The sequence below is a fragment of the Methylobacterium persicinum genome (assembly GCF_022179525.1).
GTDB classification, from domain to species: Bacteria; Pseudomonadota; Alphaproteobacteria; order Rhizobiales; family Beijerinckiaceae; genus Methylobacterium; species Methylobacterium persicinum.
On the sequence record NZ_BPQX01000012.1, the window covers coordinates 70,099 to 86,103 of the forward strand.

At 67.2% G+C, this 16,005-nt stretch carries 11 protein-coding genes and 2 pseudogenes; 5 read left to right on the forward strand and 8 right to left on the reverse strand.

Going from position 1 to position 16,005, the window contains the following annotated elements:
• Positions 1-89: 89 nt before the first annotated feature.
• From MFF22_RS04180 to MFF22_RS04195, 4 genes are read right to left on the reverse strand one after another with little or no spacing between them, the layout of a single operon-like run.
• On the reverse strand, positions 90-632 hold the full coding sequence (locus MFF22_RS04180; protein ID WP_238247682.1) for a c-type cytochrome: 543 nt from the start codon (positions 630-632) through the stop codon (positions 90-92).
• A complete protein-coding gene (soxC, locus tag MFF22_RS04185) occupies positions 619-1,860 on the reverse strand; it encodes a sulfite dehydrogenase (RefSeq protein WP_238247683.1) in 1,242 nt (413 codons plus the stop codon). The genes MFF22_RS04180 and soxC overlap by 14 nt, the downstream gene beginning before the upstream one ends.
• A 46-nt stretch (positions 1,861-1,906) precedes the next feature.
• Positions 1,907-3,274 (reverse strand): LLM class flavin-dependent oxidoreductase, encoded by a 1,368-nt coding sequence (locus MFF22_RS04190; protein WP_238247684.1) that lies wholly within the window; start codon positions 3,272-3,274, stop codon positions 1,907-1,909.
• A 10-nt stretch (positions 3,275-3,284) separates the two neighbouring features.
• A complete protein-coding gene (locus MFF22_RS04195; protein ID WP_238247685.1) occupies positions 3,285-4,505 on the reverse strand; it encodes an acyl-CoA dehydrogenase family protein in 1,221 nt (406 codons plus the stop codon).
• Between the two features lie 412 nt (positions 4,506-4,917).
• Between MFF22_RS04195 and MFF22_RS04200 the strand changes: the two genes are divergently transcribed.
• The 3 genes from MFF22_RS04200 to MFF22_RS04210 are packed head-to-tail and all read left to right on the forward strand — an operon-like array spanning position 4,918 to position 8,325.
• A complete protein-coding gene (locus MFF22_RS04200; protein ID WP_238247686.1) occupies positions 4,918-5,904 on the forward strand; it encodes an ABC transporter substrate-binding protein in 987 nt (328 codons plus the stop codon).
• A gap of 4 nt (positions 5,905-5,908) precedes the next feature.
• Entirely contained in the window at positions 5,909-6,952 is a 1,044-nt protein-coding gene (locus MFF22_RS04205) for an LLM class flavin-dependent oxidoreductase (protein ID WP_238247687.1), read from the forward strand.
• Positions 6,953-6,966: 14 nt separating this feature from the next.
• On the forward strand, positions 6,967-8,325 hold the full coding sequence (locus MFF22_RS04210; protein ID WP_238247688.1) for an LLM class flavin-dependent oxidoreductase: 1,359 nt from the start codon (positions 6,967-6,969) through the stop codon (positions 8,323-8,325).
• A gap of 726 nt (positions 8,326-9,051) precedes the next feature.
• Here the strand turns inward: MFF22_RS04210 and MFF22_RS04215 are convergent.
• From MFF22_RS04215 to MFF22_RS04230, 4 genes and pseudogenes are all read right to left on the reverse strand, one after another.
• Positions 9,052-9,384: pseudogene (locus tag MFF22_RS04215) on the reverse strand (IS110 family transposase); the annotation flags it as partial.
• A gap of 223 nt (positions 9,385-9,607) precedes the next feature.
• On the reverse strand, positions 9,608-10,141 hold the full coding sequence (locus MFF22_RS04220; protein WP_063112050.1) for an autotransporter outer membrane beta-barrel domain-containing protein: 534 nt from the start codon (positions 10,139-10,141) through the stop codon (positions 9,608-9,610).
• Positions 10,092-13,454: a S8 family serine peptidase gene (locus MFF22_RS04225; protein ID WP_133866437.1), complete on the reverse strand. Its 3,363-nt coding sequence runs from the start codon at positions 13,452-13,454 to the stop codon at positions 10,092-10,094. The genes MFF22_RS04220 and MFF22_RS04225 overlap by 50 nt, the downstream gene beginning before the upstream one ends.
• 51 nt (positions 13,455-13,505) lie before the next feature.
• A protein-coding gene (locus tag MFF22_RS04230; protein WP_133866454.1) for an IS5 family transposase occupies positions 13,506-14,263 on the reverse strand; the annotation gives its coding sequence in 2 pieces (ribosomal slippage) (positions 13,506-13,927 and positions 13,927-14,263; 759 coding nt in all).
• An 838-nt stretch (positions 14,264-15,101) separates the two neighbouring features.
• Between MFF22_RS04230 and MFF22_RS24805 the strand changes: the two are divergent.
• Both MFF22_RS24805 and MFF22_RS24810 read left to right on the forward strand, forming a co-directional pair.
• Positions 15,102-15,302 (forward strand): annotated as a pseudogene (locus MFF22_RS24805) (transposase); the annotation flags it as partial.
• A complete protein-coding gene (locus MFF22_RS24810; protein WP_373320178.1) occupies positions 15,284-15,940 on the forward strand; it encodes an IS5 family transposase in 657 nt (218 codons plus the stop codon). The pseudogene MFF22_RS24805 and the gene MFF22_RS24810, both read left to right, overlap by 19 nt.
• The last annotated feature ends 65 nt before the right edge of the window (positions 15,941-16,005 follow it).

Sequence of the window (16,005 nt, forward strand, 5' to 3'; positions counted from 1 at the left end):
GCCATCCCGGCAGACCGTGTTGCCGTTGACGAAGGGCGTGGCGTCGATGACCACGTCTGCCGGCAACCCCGCAGGGGGCCAGGAGCGATCTACTGTCCCACGTCCGGCCGCGGGTCCGGGACGAAGCCGTCGCGGTTCGGCATGCGGATGGCCGCGAGCGATCGTGCGTCGAACACGGCATTCTCCGGCGCGAGCCCGTTGAGATGCAGCACATAGCCCGAGACCGCATAGACGTCGTCGTCGCTGAGCGATTGCGGGGCGTTCATCGGCATGGCGCGGCGAATGTAGTCGAACAGGGTCGGCGCGTAGGGCCAGAAGCTGCCGACCGTCTTGATCGGCTTGGATGTGGCCAGCGTGCCCTGGCCTCCGGCGAGCCGCTCGCCGATGCCGCCCTCCCCCCGGCTTCCGTGGCAGGACGCGCACTGCGCCTCGAACACCTCACGGCCATGGCTGACGCTGCCCCGGCCCGGCGGGAGCTTCCTGCCGTCGCGGTCGATGTCGATGTTCCAGGCGGCGATCTCCGCCTCCGTCGCCGGACGCCCGATCCCGTAACGCTCGGCGGACGCGGCGCCCCCGGCAAGGCCGATCACGAGGGCGACGCCGCCGAGGACGGGGATCTTACGCATAGCCATTGGCGACCTCGCCATCCGCCGCGATGCGCCAGGGCACGACCGCGTTGTTGTGATAGAAGGACTTCAGGCCCCGCACCGCCGTCAGATCCTCGAAGGCCGGCTGCACGTAGCCGGTCTCGTCGATGGCCCGGCTCGCGATGGTCGTCGGCGAACCGTCCCAGGTCCAGGGCAGGCGGAAGCGGGTCAGGGCCCGGTTCAGCACCGGCTCCTGCAGGGCGGCGTCCTGCCAGGTCCTGCCCCCGTCGGTCGTGACCTGCACGCCCCGGATCCGGCCGCGCCCGGTCCAGGCGATGCCGGTGATCTCGTGGAAGCCGGCGGCGATCCTCTGGGTGCCGGATGGCCGGGTGATGATCGACTTCGCCTCCATCACGAAGGTGAATTGCCGGGCGGTGCCATCCGGCATCAGGTCCGTGTACTTGGATGTCTCCTCGCGGGAATAGGCCGGCTCCGCGCTCACAGCGAGGCGGCGCAACCACTTCACGTTCATGTTGCCCTCGAAGCCGGGCAGGAGCACCCGCAGGGGGTAGCCCTGCTGCGGCCGCAGCCGCTCGCCGTTCTGGCTGTAGACCAGCAGCGCGTCGTCGAGGCACTTCTCGATCGGGATGCTGCGGGTGAGGGCGGCGGCGTCCGCGCCCTCGGCCACGACCCATTTGGCTTCCGGCTTCACCCCGGCCTCGCGCAGGACCGTCGCGAGCCGGACCCCGGTCCACTCGGCGCAGCTGACGAGTCCGACGAGATCCGAGGCCGTCTTGCCCTTGATCGCCTCGAAACCCGGATTGCCCGAGCATTCGAGGAAGTAGATGTGCGATTCCGAGGGGAAGCGCCGGATGTCCTCCATCGTGAGGACCAGCGGCCGCTCCACCAGCCCGTGGATCAGCAGCCGGTGTCGGGCGGGATCGATGTCCGGGATGCCGCCGTGGTGGCGTTCGTAGAACAGGCCATTCGGCGTGAGGATGCCGTCGAGATCCTGCAGCGGCGAGCGGCTCGAGGCCGAGGTGTACTGCTTCAGCCCCTTCGGCACGTTGCGGATGAGCCCCGCCTCGAAGCGCGAGGGCGTGCCGTAGGTCTGGCTGCCGACATCGGCGCCCGGCGCCTTCATCCATTCGGGGGTGCCGGGGGGCGTCGCCTCCTCCGCCCGGGCGGAGCCGGCCACCGCGCCCACGGCCGCCGCCGCGCCCTGCACGAGGAAGCGGCGCCGGGCGGGGATCGTCGTGTCGTCGTCGCTCATGGCATCACGATCCTGTCTCTCGCCGACGGCCTTCGGAAGATGGTCGTCATGCCGCTCCCCGTTCGGACGAACCGGAGGAGGATAATGGCATACGGTGCGCAGGGCGCGGCAGGCCGAGATTCTCCCGCAGCGTCGATCCTTCGTAGTCCTGCCGGAACAAGCCCCGGCGCCGCAACTCCGGAAGGACGAGGGCGACGAAATCGTCCAGCCCACCGGGCAGGGTCGGCGGCATGATGTTGAAACCGTCGGCGCCGTGGGCCACGAACCGCTCCTGCAGGGCGTCGGCGATCTGGACCGGCGTGCCGACGATCGTCCAGTGGCCCCGGGCACCGGCGGCGCGCAGGGAGAGTTCGCGGATCGTCAGGCCCTCGCGCCGGGCGAGGCGCAGGAAGAGGTCCTGGCGGCTCTTGCCGCCGTTGGTCTCGGGCATCTCCGGCACGGGGGCGTCGTCCGGATAGGCGGACAGGTCGGCGCCGGTGAGCTGTTCGAGCAGCGAGCGGCCGACCACCGGATGGATCAGCGCCTGCAGCGAGGCGAACGTGTCCTGTGCCTCCGCTTCGCTGCGTCCGACCACGGGGAAGGCGCCGGGCATGATCTTGAGGTGATCCGGGTCGCGGCCGTACCGGGCCATCCGGCCCTTCACGTCGGCGTAGAAGGCCACCGCATCGTCCAGGGTCTGCTGGGCGGTGAAGATCACCTCGGCGGTGCGGGCGGCGAGCGCCTTGCCGGCCTCCGACGAGCCCGCTTGCACCACCACCGGGTGTCCCTGCGGCGGGCGCGGGACGTTGAGCGGCCCCCGCACCGAGAAATGCTCGCCCTCATGGGCCAGCAGGTGCAGCTTTTCGGGATCGAAGAAGCGCCCGCCCTCGCGGTCACGCACGAAGGCGTCGTCCTCGTAGGAATCCCACAAGCCGCGCACGACGTCCACGAACTCCTCCGCCCGGGCGTAGCGGTGGACGTGGGCGAGGTGGCTCTCGCGGCTGAAGTTCCAGGCCTCCCGCGGGTCCGCGGAGGTGACGAGGTTCCAGCCCGCCCGGCCGCCGCTCAGATGGTCGAGGGAGGCGAACTTGCGGGCGATGTGGAACGGCTCGTTGTAGGTGGTCGAGGCGGTGGCCACGAGACCGATCCGCTCGGTCACCGCCGAGAGGTGTGACAGGAGGGTCAGGGGTTCGAACTGGCCGACATAGCGGATCGCCGTCCGGCTCAGGGCGTCGAGGTCGTCGCCCCGGATGCTGACGCCGTCCGCGAGGAAGATCAGGTCGAACTTCGCCGCCTCGGCGGTGCGGGCGAGCTGCCGGTAATGGGCGGCGTTGACCCCGGCATCGGCGTTGGAGGACGGATGCCGCCACGCGGCGACGTGGTGTCCGCCGGGATAGAGGAAGGCGCCCAGGCGCATGCGGTCGTGGCGTGCCATGCCCGTCGCCTCACGCCGCGCCGACGCGGTACTGCCGCGGCGGCGCCTCGCCGGAGATCGCGAAGGCGCCGACGCTGCGGTCCCGGTAGATCCGGGGGTTGTGGGAGGCGAGGGTGCGGGCGTTGCGCCAGTAGCGGTCGAGGCCGGCACCCACCTTGACCGCCGAGGCGCCGAGCGCGTCGAACAGGCTCGTCGTCGCGCTCAGGACCAGGTCGGTGACCACGCTCACCGCTTGGTTGACCTCCACATCGGCCAGCGTCGCCTGCCGCTCCAACTCCGGTGATCCGGCCCGGTGCGCGTCGGACACCCTCTGGACCGCCTCGGCGGCCTTCAGCACGACGGCGCCCGCCGCGTAGGCGTTGGACCGGACACGGCCCACCACCGCCTGGATCTGCGGATCGTCGGCCGTCCGCCCGGCATTGCCGTGGCTATAGACACGGGTGCGCTCGGCCACGAGGCGCGCCACGTCCTCGGCCGCCGCCCGGCCGATGCCGGCGAGCGTCGCGAGGTGCACCAGCTGGAAGAACGCCGTGGCGTAGGGGAAGCGGGCCGGGTCCGGCTTGATGAGCGCGGGGTCGAGGGCCACCGCTTCGAAGGTAACGGTCCCGCTGGCGGTGAGCGCCTGCCCGAACCCGTCCCAATCGTCCACGATGGTCACGCCCGGCGCGCGCACCGGCACGGCGGCCGTCACGGCTCCGCCGGCCTCGTCCTCGGCCGCGAGGTGGATGTAGTCCGCGAAGAGCGAGCCGGTGGTGTAGAACTTCCGCCCGTCGACCACGGGCCTGCCGTCGCGCCGCCTCACCACCGTGTCGAAGGCGCCGACCTTGGCCGGCCCGGTCTCCGAGACGCCGCTGCCGACTGTCTCGCCGGCCCCGATCCGCGCGATCCAGGCCGCGCGCCATTCGGGCGAGGAGGAGCAGAGCGCGTCCTCCGTGAAGCCGAAATGCGCCCGCAGCGCATTGGTGACGTTCGAATCCGCGGCCGACAGCTCGATCAGCAGGGCGAAGAGTTCCGGCAGGCTGGCGCCGTGGCCGCCCTCGGAGGGCGCAAGGCGCAGGGTCGTGAACGTGGCCTCCCGCAGCCAGCCGATTTCGGCGTGGGGCAGGCGCCGCTCCCGGTCCCGCTCGACGGCGGTGGCGCGGATCTCGGCGAAGACCGGGCGGAACCGTTCCGCGAGGGTCTCGTAGCGCCCGCTCGGCCCCGCACCCCAGCCCGCATCCACCTGCGACATGGCTTTGCCCTTCCGATTTCCGACATCGCCCCGGGGGCGGATGGTCAAGGAATCGGTGAGGCGTTTCTCGATCTCAAGCCCGACTCTTGGTCTGACCTCATCTTTGGGACCAATGTATCCCGTTAAGCCCGGCAAGAGAATTTTCGTTTTTCTGCGCCGAACCGCGTCAGAATTTCATTCCATTCCCAAAAGTTTGCAACTTCTATCAGCATCTTTTCGGGTTCGCGCCGGCGGGGAGAAAGACTTCTTCCGCCAATCACCCGTCGAGGGACATGCTCCCTCGGACGAAGCGCAAATCGAAAACCCGTTCCATTGATCCGGAGCGCCTTGCCGGCCTTCAATAGAGGCGTCGCGGCGACGGTCCTGTTCCGGCGCCCTCCCCTGCTCTTCACCGACGATTCGCGAGCGCCCGATGACTGACGACACGATGGGCCGGTTCGGCCCCTCCCGCCGCATGCTCCTGCGGGGCGGGCTCGGTGGGGCGGCCGCCTTGGCGCTCGGCGCGCCGGCGGTCCTCTCGGCCCCGCGGGAGGTGAAGATCAGCATGCAGCGCTCGTCGGTGCTGTTCACCGTGCTCAAGGTGAAGGGAACGCTGGCCGAGCGGCTGGCGCCCCTGGGCTTCAGCCCGAGCTGGCACCTGTTCACCAGCGTCATCGAGCCGATGAATGCCGGGGCCGTCGACATCCACGCCGACGTCGCCGACGCCGTGCCGATCTTCACCCAGTCCGCCAAGGCGCCCCTCACCTTCTACGCCCGCGAGCGGGGGGCCCCCTCGGCCGAAGCGATCATCGTGCCCGCGGATTCCCCCATCCGCACCGTCGCCGACCTGAAGGGCAAGACCGTCGGCGTCTCGCCGGGCTCCGGCAGCCACTACGTGCTGGCCGCCGCGCTCAAGAAGGCCGGCCTGACCTTCGCGGACATCAAGCCCGCCTATCTCCAGGCGCCGGAGGGCGCCGTGGCCTTCGAGCAGGGCCGCCTCGATGCGTGGTCGATCTGGGATCCGTTCCTGGCCTTCGCGGAAGCCAAGCGCCCGGTGCGGACCATCGCCGACGGTAGCGGCCTCACGAGCTATCACCGCTACTACCTCGCCAACGACAGCTTCGTCGCCGCGCAGCCGGAGGTCGTGGCGACCGTCTACCGCGCCCTGGTCGAGGCCGGCGCCTGGATGAAGGCGAACCCGCAGGAAGCCGTGGCGCTCCTCGCCCCGATCTGGGGCGACCTCCCCCCCGCGGTCGTGGCCGCCGCCAACAGCCGCCGGACCTACGCGGTGGAGCCTGTGGAGCGCGGCCAGCTCGGCGAACAGCAGGCCATCGCCGACGTGTTCTACGAGGCCAAGCTCATCCCCCGCCGGATCGACGCCACCGCCGTGGCGATCTTCCAGCCGACGGGCCGGGGCTGAGGCTGTGGCGAACCCTCCCCGCTTTGGCATCTGGGCCGCCGTCCACGGCTCCCGCGCCTCCCACCACGACCCCGATGAGCCGGACGACGCCAGTTGGGAGCGCAACCGCGCCCTCGTGCTGGAGGCTGAGGCGCTCGGCTTCGATTCGGTACTCGTCGCCCAGCACACGATGAACCCGTACGACCCGGAGCGGGACCAGCTCGAAGCCTGGACCGGGGCGGCGGCGCTCGCGGCGCTGACGAAGCGGATCGAGATCATCGCGGCGATCAAGCCCGGGCTCTATCACCCGGTGGTGCTCGCCAAGATGGCCCTGCAGATCGAGCAGATCAGCGGGGGGCGCTTCGCCCTGAACCTCGTGAATGCCTGGAACAAGGCCGAGTTCGAGCGCGCCGGCCTGCCCTTCCCCGCCCATGACGACCGCTACGCCTACGGCCGCGAATGGATCGGCCTCGTCGACCGGCTGATGCGCGGCGAGCGGGTCACCTTCCAGGGCGAGCATTTCCAGGTGGAGGATTACCAGCTCCGCCCCGCCGGCACATTTCGGCCGAGGCCGACGGTCTATCTCGGCGGCGAATCCGAGCCGGCCCGGGCGCTCGCGGCGGACCATGCCGACGTCTGGTTCATCAACGGCCAACCGCTCGACAACGTCGCCGCGCTGATCGCCGACGTCGCCCGGCGCCCCGCGGCGAACGGCCCCCTGCGCTACGGCCTCTCGGCCTTCGTGATCGCCCGGGAGACCGACGCGGAGGCCGAAGCGGAGCACGCCCGCCTCCTCGCCCTCGCCCAGCGCGATGCGGATCTCCGCGCCGACACCCGCGCCCGCACCGACACGGCGAGCGTGATGTTCGCCAAGACCGACGCGGCGGCCTCGCGGCATGTTGGGACCAATGGCGGCACGGCGGCCGGGCTCGTGGGCAGCTACGAGACCGTGGCCGAGCGGATCCGGGCCTTCCACGCGGCGGGCATCGAGCTGTTCATGCTGCAGTTCCAACCCTTCGAGGCGGAGATGCGCCGCTTCGCCGAGCAGGTCATCCCCCGCATCCGCTGACCCCGAGGGCTTCGATGAGCGGCCGCCAATTGCACCTCAACGTCAACCTGCTGCATTCGGGCGTCTACCCGTCGGCCTGGCGGCTGCCGGGGAGCCGGCCGGACGCCTTCCTCGACATCGACCACTTCGTGCGCGTCGCCCGCATCGCCGAGCGGGGCAAGCTCGATGCGGTCTTCCTCGCCGACACGCCGGCGATCAACGACCGGATCGACTACCGGCCGTTCAACGCCCTGGAGCCGACCGTCGTGCTCTCCGCTGTGGCTGCCGCGACGACCCATGTCGGCCTCGTGGCCACCGCCTCGACGACCTACAACGAGCCCTACAATCTCGCCCGCCGCTTCGCGAGCCTCGACCTCGTCAGCCGGGGCCGGGCGGGCTGGAACGTGGTGACGACGGCCGACGCCGCCGCCGGCCGCAACTTCGGCTTCGCGGGCGCCTCGGAGCACGGGGCCCGCTATGCGAGGGCCCGCGAGTTCACCGAGCTCGTCCACGCCCTGTGGGACAGCTGGGAGGATGACGCCTTCGTCGGCGACAAGGCGAGCGGCCGGTTCATCGACACGGGCAAGGTCCACGCGGTCGAGCACCGGGGGCCGCACTACACGGTGGCGGGGCCGCTCACCGTGCCGCGCAGCGCGCAGGGGCGCCCGGTGACGTTCCAGGCCGGCGGATCGGAGGACGGGCGGGAACTCGCCGCCGCCACCGCCGACGCGGTGTTCTCCCTGGCGCAGACCATCGAGGACGGCGCGGCCTACGCCCGCGACCTGCGGGTCCGGGCGGTGCGCTACGGGCGCAGCCCGGACGCGCTGGTCATCCTGCCCGGCCTCGCCACGGTGATCGGCTCCACCGAGGCCGAGGCGCGGCGACGGCAGGACGAACTCTGGGATCTCGTGCCGGAGGCCTACAGCCTCGCCCGCCTCGCGGGCACGTTGCGGATCGATCCTGACCAGCTCGATCTCGACAAGCCGCTCCCCGACCCCCTGCCCCTCCCGCCGGACGCCAACCACACGATGTTCCTGGGCACCGTCGCCCTCGCGCGCCGGGACAAGCTGACGGTGCGCCAGCTCCTGCGGGCGCTCGGCGGCGGCGTGGGCCACCGCATCGTCGTCGGCACGCCGGACGCCATCGCCGACGACATCGCGGCGTGGTTCCGGGCCGGCGCGGCGGACGGCTTCAACCTGATGCCGGACGTCCTGCCGGACGGCCTCGAAACCTTCGTGGACGAGGTCGTTCCGATTCTCCAGCGCCGGGGCCTGTTCCGGTGGGACTATGCCGGGGCGACCCTGCGCGACCATCTCGGCCTGGCGCGGCCGGCGAGCCGCTATACCGCCCCGGACCGCGCGGCGTCCGGCCGCAGAGCGGCGAGCGGTCGCTGATCGTCGGGCATTCCACCCAGCAGATCCTCGGACTGACGACCTCGGTGACGCAGCGCCTGCTCGCGATCCTCCACGGTCACGCGACGCGGCCGGAGAACACCATCCGTACAGGATTCACGTTCGGGATCATGAACCGAACTGGTCGTCGGCCACCCCTGGGCACGGGAGCCTGAGAAGGGGGGCAGCGTCGCGCCCCCCTTCCTTCATCCGGAACATCCCACGGTCTTGCCGCGGAGATACCATTTTGCGGACGAAGTCGCTGAATCCATCCGATGTGCCGGTCGCGGTGCCGACGAGCATGGGGTGGCCGCGTCCCGCGCTCACTGAGAGGGCAAGCTGAGGGGTGGTCAGCCCCTCGCGACGTGCCGGGTTGGTATCCGATTAGCTTGGATCATATCCGTCGTCGGTTGCGAAATGCCGACAAGTACGGGATGTACGCGGCCGATAGGCAGGTCGGCGCACGTTGGCAAAGACATATGCTGGCGGGCCGCGTCCGATAGTGATGATCACTACGTTTTCGCTATAGCACTATGAAATCGCTCGCCGCCCCATGTTGCGCGCGAGATCGAACGAATTGCGCAGCGTGTGGCTTTGATTGTATGGGGACCACCTCAAGTCGGACGACGCGAAATTCAACATGACTTTCGTATTTTCGATATGGCATTTCGCGTTCGCGGTTGCTGGCGTGCGAGGGTACGTGCTTTCCCATGCAGCCATGACTTTTCAAACCGCGACGCAATGCATGTTCGGACGCAGCGCGGCTTCGGCGATCGCGGCCGCGTCAGCGGCATCATTCTTCTGCCGCTTCACAAAGGGCTTCACGTAGATCGGCGGAACCAGCCGCACGTGGCGTCCAAGGCCTTGAGCGACGCGGCCCCAATAATGGCTCGTTGCGCAGGCCTCCATCGCCACGATGCAAGGCGGCTGCGCGCTCAACAGTTGGATCAGCTTCGCGCGGGACACCGTCCGGTTGAACAGAACCGCCCCGCCCCGATCCGTGCCGCAGACCTGGAAACTCCGCTTGGCCAGGTCGATCGCAAGGACATGAACATCTGGCATGTGCCCCTCCCTTGAAAGCGCCACCACGGCGCTGCCCGGACACAATACGAGCCCGCAGGAGGGGGCATCCACCCCATCAGTTCACGCCCTCCAGGCTCGGAACATCCCCTGTAACCTTACGTAAAAAAGGTGAGCCAGGACACCCACTTACCCATACATGTTATCGGCAGTGATGAGGACGGCATCCGATGCAGGATGCCGTCCTCTTTGTCTGGGGGATGGCTCAGAAATTGACCCGCAGATTGCCCTTGAGCGTGTTGCTCTGCGCATCGGAGCCGAGCACGCCGTCATAGGCGAAGCCGGCGCTGACCGCGTCGTTGAAGGCATAGCTGAGGCCCACATTGAGCGCCAGCGCATCGCGGGCGATGGGCGTGCCGGAGACCAGGAACGGGGTGGAGCCGTTCAGCCACATCACCGACGTCGTGTCCACGTCGCCGAAGGCATGCTGCCAGCCCAGCTTGAGGCTGGGGGTGAAGAGGCCGTTGCCCACCACCATGTCGGTGCTTAGCCGCGCGCCCAGGGTGGTAAGCGTGGTGCTCATGGACTGCGCCGAGCCTGAGAGTGCGGCGGCGCCGCCGGTTTCGGAGAAGGCGTCGAAGTTCTGGTTCACATAGGCCACCGCCGCGAACGGCGACACCTGAGCCGGTCCGAAAGCGAACGGACGCGAGACTTCGCCGAACACCTGGGCGGTGTTGCCGTTGTAGCTGCTACCCAGGCCGTTGGAGAAGGTGCCGAAGGCGACGTTGCGAGACGCCATAGAGCGCCAGGTCGGTGTGGCTGTTGTCGGCCTTGGAGTTGAGGCTGTCCACATGGCCATCGGACTGGCCGAAGCCGGCGGCGATGCCGAGGCGGGTGGTGTCGAACACCTTGACGTCGGCACCGGCGATGAAGCCGCTCTGGGTCCAGCCCAGGGAGGCGAGGCCGTCGCCGGAGGCATTGCCCCAGCCGCCGTAGCCGGTGGCCCACACGGCGACGTTCAGGCTCGACGAGAGCTTGGCGGTGGCCTTGTCGGGCTTGGGCCCGGTGGCGTCGTCCAGGCGCTCGTTGATGGCGGCGCGCACCTGGCGGGCGTCATCGAAGGTCTGGGCGGCGGTGGAGGCATAGACCTCGCCGGTCATCTGGCTGAGGGCGGCGGCCAATGCCGTCGGGGCCAGGCTGTAGAGGCTGTTGAACAGCCCGGCATTGGCTCCGGTCAGAGCAATGCCGGCCACCGGGCGAATGCTGTCCACCGCGCTGCCGAGCGCGCTGGCATTGGCGGTGGTGGCCAGGCCGTTGGCCGCCAGGTTGCCGTACCACAGCGGGGTGACCACCAGCGCCAGGCTGGTGGGGCCGTAGAGGGCATCGAAGCGGGTGGAGGCGGGCAGGCCGCTCGCCGGCTGGGCCAGGCCGGCGAAGGAGCCGGAGAGGCCGGCGCTGCTCTGGATCACCGTGAAGCTGGTGCCCAGCGGCGGGGTGTAGCTGTTGGTTGCGCTGCCGGTGATGCCGCGCAGGGTGGGCGCCAGGGTTCCGGCCACGGTGACTGTGCCGTTGGTGCCGGTGGTGACGAGGCGGGAATAATTGCCCGCGCCGGTTCCGGTGCCGGTGCCGTCGATGTCGGTCTGGAAGGTGGAGGTGCTGGCGAGCGTCACCGGCCCGTTGACGGTGAGGGTGCCGGGCGAGTTGCCCGGCGCCAGCCGCCCGGCCACCACCAGCGGGCCGGAGAGGGTGCCGGAGCCGCGCAGGGTGCCCGAGGTGCCGATGGCCAGCGTCGAGGAGAAGGCGCCGTTCACCGACAGCAGGCCGCCGGTGACGGTGGTGAGGCCGGTATAGGAGTTGTTGCCGGTGAGGGTGAGGGTGCCGGCACCGGCCTTGGTGAGGCTGGTGCGGCTGGCGCCATCGACGATCTGTCCGGCATAGCTGGCGGAGCTGCCGTCTGTGCCTACCGTGAGCTGGCCATTGCCAATAACGGCGGTGGCTGTGGTGCCGGTGAGCGATCCGACCGTCAGGGCGGTGCCGCCGAGATCGATGGCGCCGTTATTGCTTAGGCGGGTGATGCCTGTGGTGCTGCCGGTGAGGGCGACGGCTGCGCCGGAGGCATTGCTCACCGTTCCGGCGAGCACGCCGGCGGCCTGGACAAAGCCGGTATTGCTGAGCCCGCCGGCAATGGTGCCGGTGGTGATCAGGGTGCCGGCATTGGTGACGCCGCCGGCCAGGGTTCCTGCGTTGGTGAGGGTGGTTCCTGCCAAGGTGACGACCGGGGCGATGAGGCTCGCGGTTTCGGTAAGCTGGAGGCCGCCGCCGGCGAGGGTCGCCTGGCCGGTGAAGCTGTGGGTGGCGGTGAAAACCAGGGTTCCTGCCCCGAGCTTGGCGAGGCCGCCGGTGCCGGAAAGGGACTGGTTCAGGGTGAAGGTATTGTCCAGGCTGGCAATATCGAAGCCGCCGCCGCCGTTGCCCCAGGTGATGGCCCGGCCGGTGGTGGTGAAGCTGGTGCCGGTGACCTGGAGGATGCCGCCGTCAAAGGTAAGGCCCCCCGCCGCCGCGCCGAGGTTGGCGTCACGGGCCACCGACAGAATACCCCCAGCGAATGTGGTGCCGCCGGAATAGCTATTGGTTCCGGTGAGCGTGAGAATGCCGTCTCCGGCCTTAATCAGGCTGCCGCGGGTAGGGACATCGGCGAAAGCCGCGACGCGCGTGGTCTCCACCTGAATCTCGGTCTGCCACTCGGGGGTGAGTGTCGGATCATGGGCGGCCTTGCGGGCTGCCCATGCGGCCGCCGCTGCGTCATTCTCCTGCTTGCGCTGGATGAGGGCGTCCTCGGAGATGTTGTTGGACCAGGTATCGCGGGTGCCGGCCGGGAGGTTCGCGGCGACTGAGCCAAGAAATTGCCCTGGGCCATTCATGGCCTTATTGAGATCGATCACGCCCCAACCCCAGACGGCGTTGGGAGCATTGGGATTGGCATCCGCCACGCCGGCGACCACGTTGCGGTGATAGGCCGTGGTGAGCAGGACATCGCGGGCCTGCTGGTTGGTCATATAGGGAAATCGCTCCATGATCAGGGCCAGCGCGCCAGTGGCATGGGGCGCGGCCATGGAGGTGCCGTTCACTGTTGTGTAGCCGGTCTGCTTGTTTGGATTGATAGCCCATTCACCGAGATTCCATCGAGCGCCTGGCGCATAGGTAGGAACCGTACTGTTGATAGCGCTGCCTGGTGCGACAACGTACCAATATTTGGCGACGCCGGCTCGATTTGAATAGCTCGCGAGGACAAGATCTCCGGGATTTAGGCCGCCATTGCCCCCCTTAGCAGCTGCGCCTACGGCAAGCCAATTGCTCTCAAGATCCGGTCTGAAATAAGGTAGCGAAGATCTAACGTTTGGGTTGCTGTATCCGGTGTTTCCCGCCGCAAATACCTGAATAATATTGTATTGTTTTGTGGTCTCGGAAAGCGCGTCGACGTAGCTGAGCTTGCCAGAAAATTTAGAATAAGCTGTGCGTAAGCCTTGGATGGTGTTGTAATTGTCTCCAGTAGGCGGGCTGCCCCAAGAGGAATTAATCACACGTGCGCCGGCCGCCGCTAGGCTACCATAAGCGTTTTTGAAGTAGGCATAATCAACGTTCGTTCCGTATCGTGCCGAGTCGTTCGTTTGTGTGTTGGTGACGTAGACATTGGCATTGAACGCCACGCCTTGCATGCCGACGCCGTCTCGGGAGGCCCCGATCGTCCCTGTGACGTGTGTCCCGTGTGGATCGTTGTAGATGGGGCTGTACGTTCCCGGAGCGGTATAAGAATCACCCGCCTTGAAGAAGCTTGGTTGTGGCGACTGATTCTGCGGCTTTCCGGACCCGTCCATAAAATAGAAGCCGTCCGATCCGAAGGTCCCGGTGATGGTGAGCGGCTTGACGCGGCCATCGGCGAATTCCGGGTGGGCACTATAGACACCTGAATCAACAACACCCACCGTCACACCCAGGCCGGTGTAGCCCGCCGCATAGGCGTTGGCGGCGTGCATGGCTTCCAAGCCCCAATCGGCCTTGTATTCCGGCGTGCGCCAACTCGCGGGATCGGCGGTGGACAGACTCTGCGCCAAGGCGTTATGCGACACCGACGCGCCGAGCGCGGCCAGCCCTAGGGTCCAGACTCATAACCAGTAGCTGACGGTTGCCGCGATGCTGACTGCTGCAAGGAAGTTGATGGCGAGGCGGTCATATCGTGTGGCGATGCGCCGGAAGTCTTTCAGGCGGCAGAACATGCGCTCGATGGCGTTTCGGTCGCGGTAGAGCACGGGAGAGAAGCAGTTCTTCCAGAGCCTGTTGGAGCGGGGCGGAATGTTCGGCATGGCGCCCATGCCCTCGACCTGTCGGCGGATCGCATCGCTATCGTAGCCCTTGTCACCATGGAGGATGCGGGCACTGGACATCTGGCGCAGCAGAACCGCTCCAGCGGTGCAATCTGCGACCTGTCCGCCGGTCAGCAGGAATGCGACCGGTCGGCAGTGGCGGTCTGTCAGCGCATGGATTTTGGTCGTGCGCCCGCCCCGCGAGCGGCCGATCGCCTGACTGCTCTCCCCCCTTTTCCACCAGAAGCGGAGCGATGAGCTTTGACCGCAGAACTGTCGATCAGCACCTGGGCGGGAGGACCTCCTGCGCTGGCGAGAGCATGGAAGAGGTCTGTCCAGATCCCCTTGGCAGCCCATCGGACAAAGCGGTTGTAGAGCGTCTTGCGCGGCCCATATTCGGGCGGCGCGTCGATCCATCGGCCGCCCGATTTCAGGACATGCACGATGCCGCTGATCACCCGCCGGTCATCGACACGCGGCTTGCCGCGCGTGTCCCTGGGCAGATACGGCTCAAGCCGCGCAAACTGCGCATCCGTGAGCCAGAAACGGTCTCCGCTCATCATCAGATCCTCCACGGACTGATGAATCACAACATGCTGCGAAGGCCAATTATTTTATGGGTCCGAGCCCTAGGCCGGTGTGCCGCAGCAGCGAGGCGATAGATGTCCGCCGGCCCCTGCGATCCGTTGGGATTGATCGAACAAGCCTTTTCACGCGCATTCCACTCACCGCTTGATAGGAAACAGGATCGGCCATCCGTGACGGAGTGGACCGAATGCTCGAAATTCAGGTCAGCTTGCCGGTCACCCGCGACTTGGGCGTGGGAGGGTCTATGATGGCAGAAAGGGGACGCGACGATTGCCTTCGGCGCCAGACATGGCACATCAGTCGCGCAGGAATCTTGATGCGCACACGTGCAGCCAATCGCTCTCTTGGGTGCTTTTTTGTTGAGCTATCGCTCAGTTTGAGTGCTGGTGCCAGGGATGTGAAAGCCCTGGTCGGCGGCTGCCGGTAACATGGCATCGCCTGTCGCTCGCCGCTGGTGGAGAGCGAGCGCAGCCCAGCATGTCAGGCATTGTATCTCTATCCCTTTGTCACTCATTGGCTCGGAGAGCCATCGAGCATGGCGGCAATGGAAAAATTCGTCACCTAATTAGTCTAGGTTACGGTTCATAAAATCTGCTTGTCCAGAAAATTTAAGCAACTTTCAGAAACTATCTCTGGATATATTGGGTTGCGGTCGGATCGATATTATAATCAATTGGTGTAAGGCCTCGACACCTCACGCTAGGCCGTGTGGACGGATTGCGGTGGGTTTAGGCAGAGGGGATTCCCTTCTGCCCCTTTCGGTGATTCATAGCGGGTCGGCTTTTGGCGAGATCGACCATGCTGACGCGGATGACGGACGAGGATTGGGCGCTGGCGCTGGAGGTGTTCCGCGCCTGCCGTTCACGGCGCGGCGACAAGGGTCGCGACGATCGCAAGTTCCTCGAAGCCATGCACTATTTCACTGTGCACAACATCACCTGGCGGGCACTGCCTGCCGAGTTCGGCGCGTGGAATAGCGTCTGGAAACGGTTCTGGCGGCTACGTCAGGCCGGCGTGTTCGAGCTTTACTTCGAAACCCTGGCCTCGCTGAGCCGCACGGCCCATCTGGTCCAGATGTTCGATTCCACCGTGGTGCGCGCCCACGTCTCCGCCGCCGGAGCAAAAGGGGGCAGGACGGCCAAGCCCTCGGCCGTTCGCGCGGCGGCTTCTCCACCAAGATCCACCTCAAGAGCGACTTCGACGGCCTGCCGATCGCCTTCCACCTGACCGGCGGGGAAGCCGGCGACAGTCCGCTCTTCAAGCTGCTGCTGGATCTGGGTCCCGATGTCACGCCGCGCGCGGCGCTCGCCGACAAGGGCTATGACGCCAAGGCCAACCGGGCCATCGCCCGGGCGCGCGGCATCGCGTCCGCCATCCCTTTCAAATCCAACGCGAAGGAGCGCCCAGCCTTCTTCCCGAAGGCGCTTTACAGGGGGCGCGCCCGCATCGAGCAGTGCTTCGGAAAGCTCAAGCGCTTCAAGCGCGTCGCCCTGCGCTGCGAGAAGACCGAATGCGGCTTCGCCGCCATCGTCGCTCTCGCCTTCAGCTTCATCCTCATCCTCATCCTCATCCTCATCCTCATCCTCATCAAAATCCGTCCACACAACCTAATATGGCGCAGTGGCACTCCACAAACCGATTACACATGAATTGCGCAAGATGGTCAATTAATTTCCAATTCGGTGCCAATTATAAACGATAAGATATAGTATTA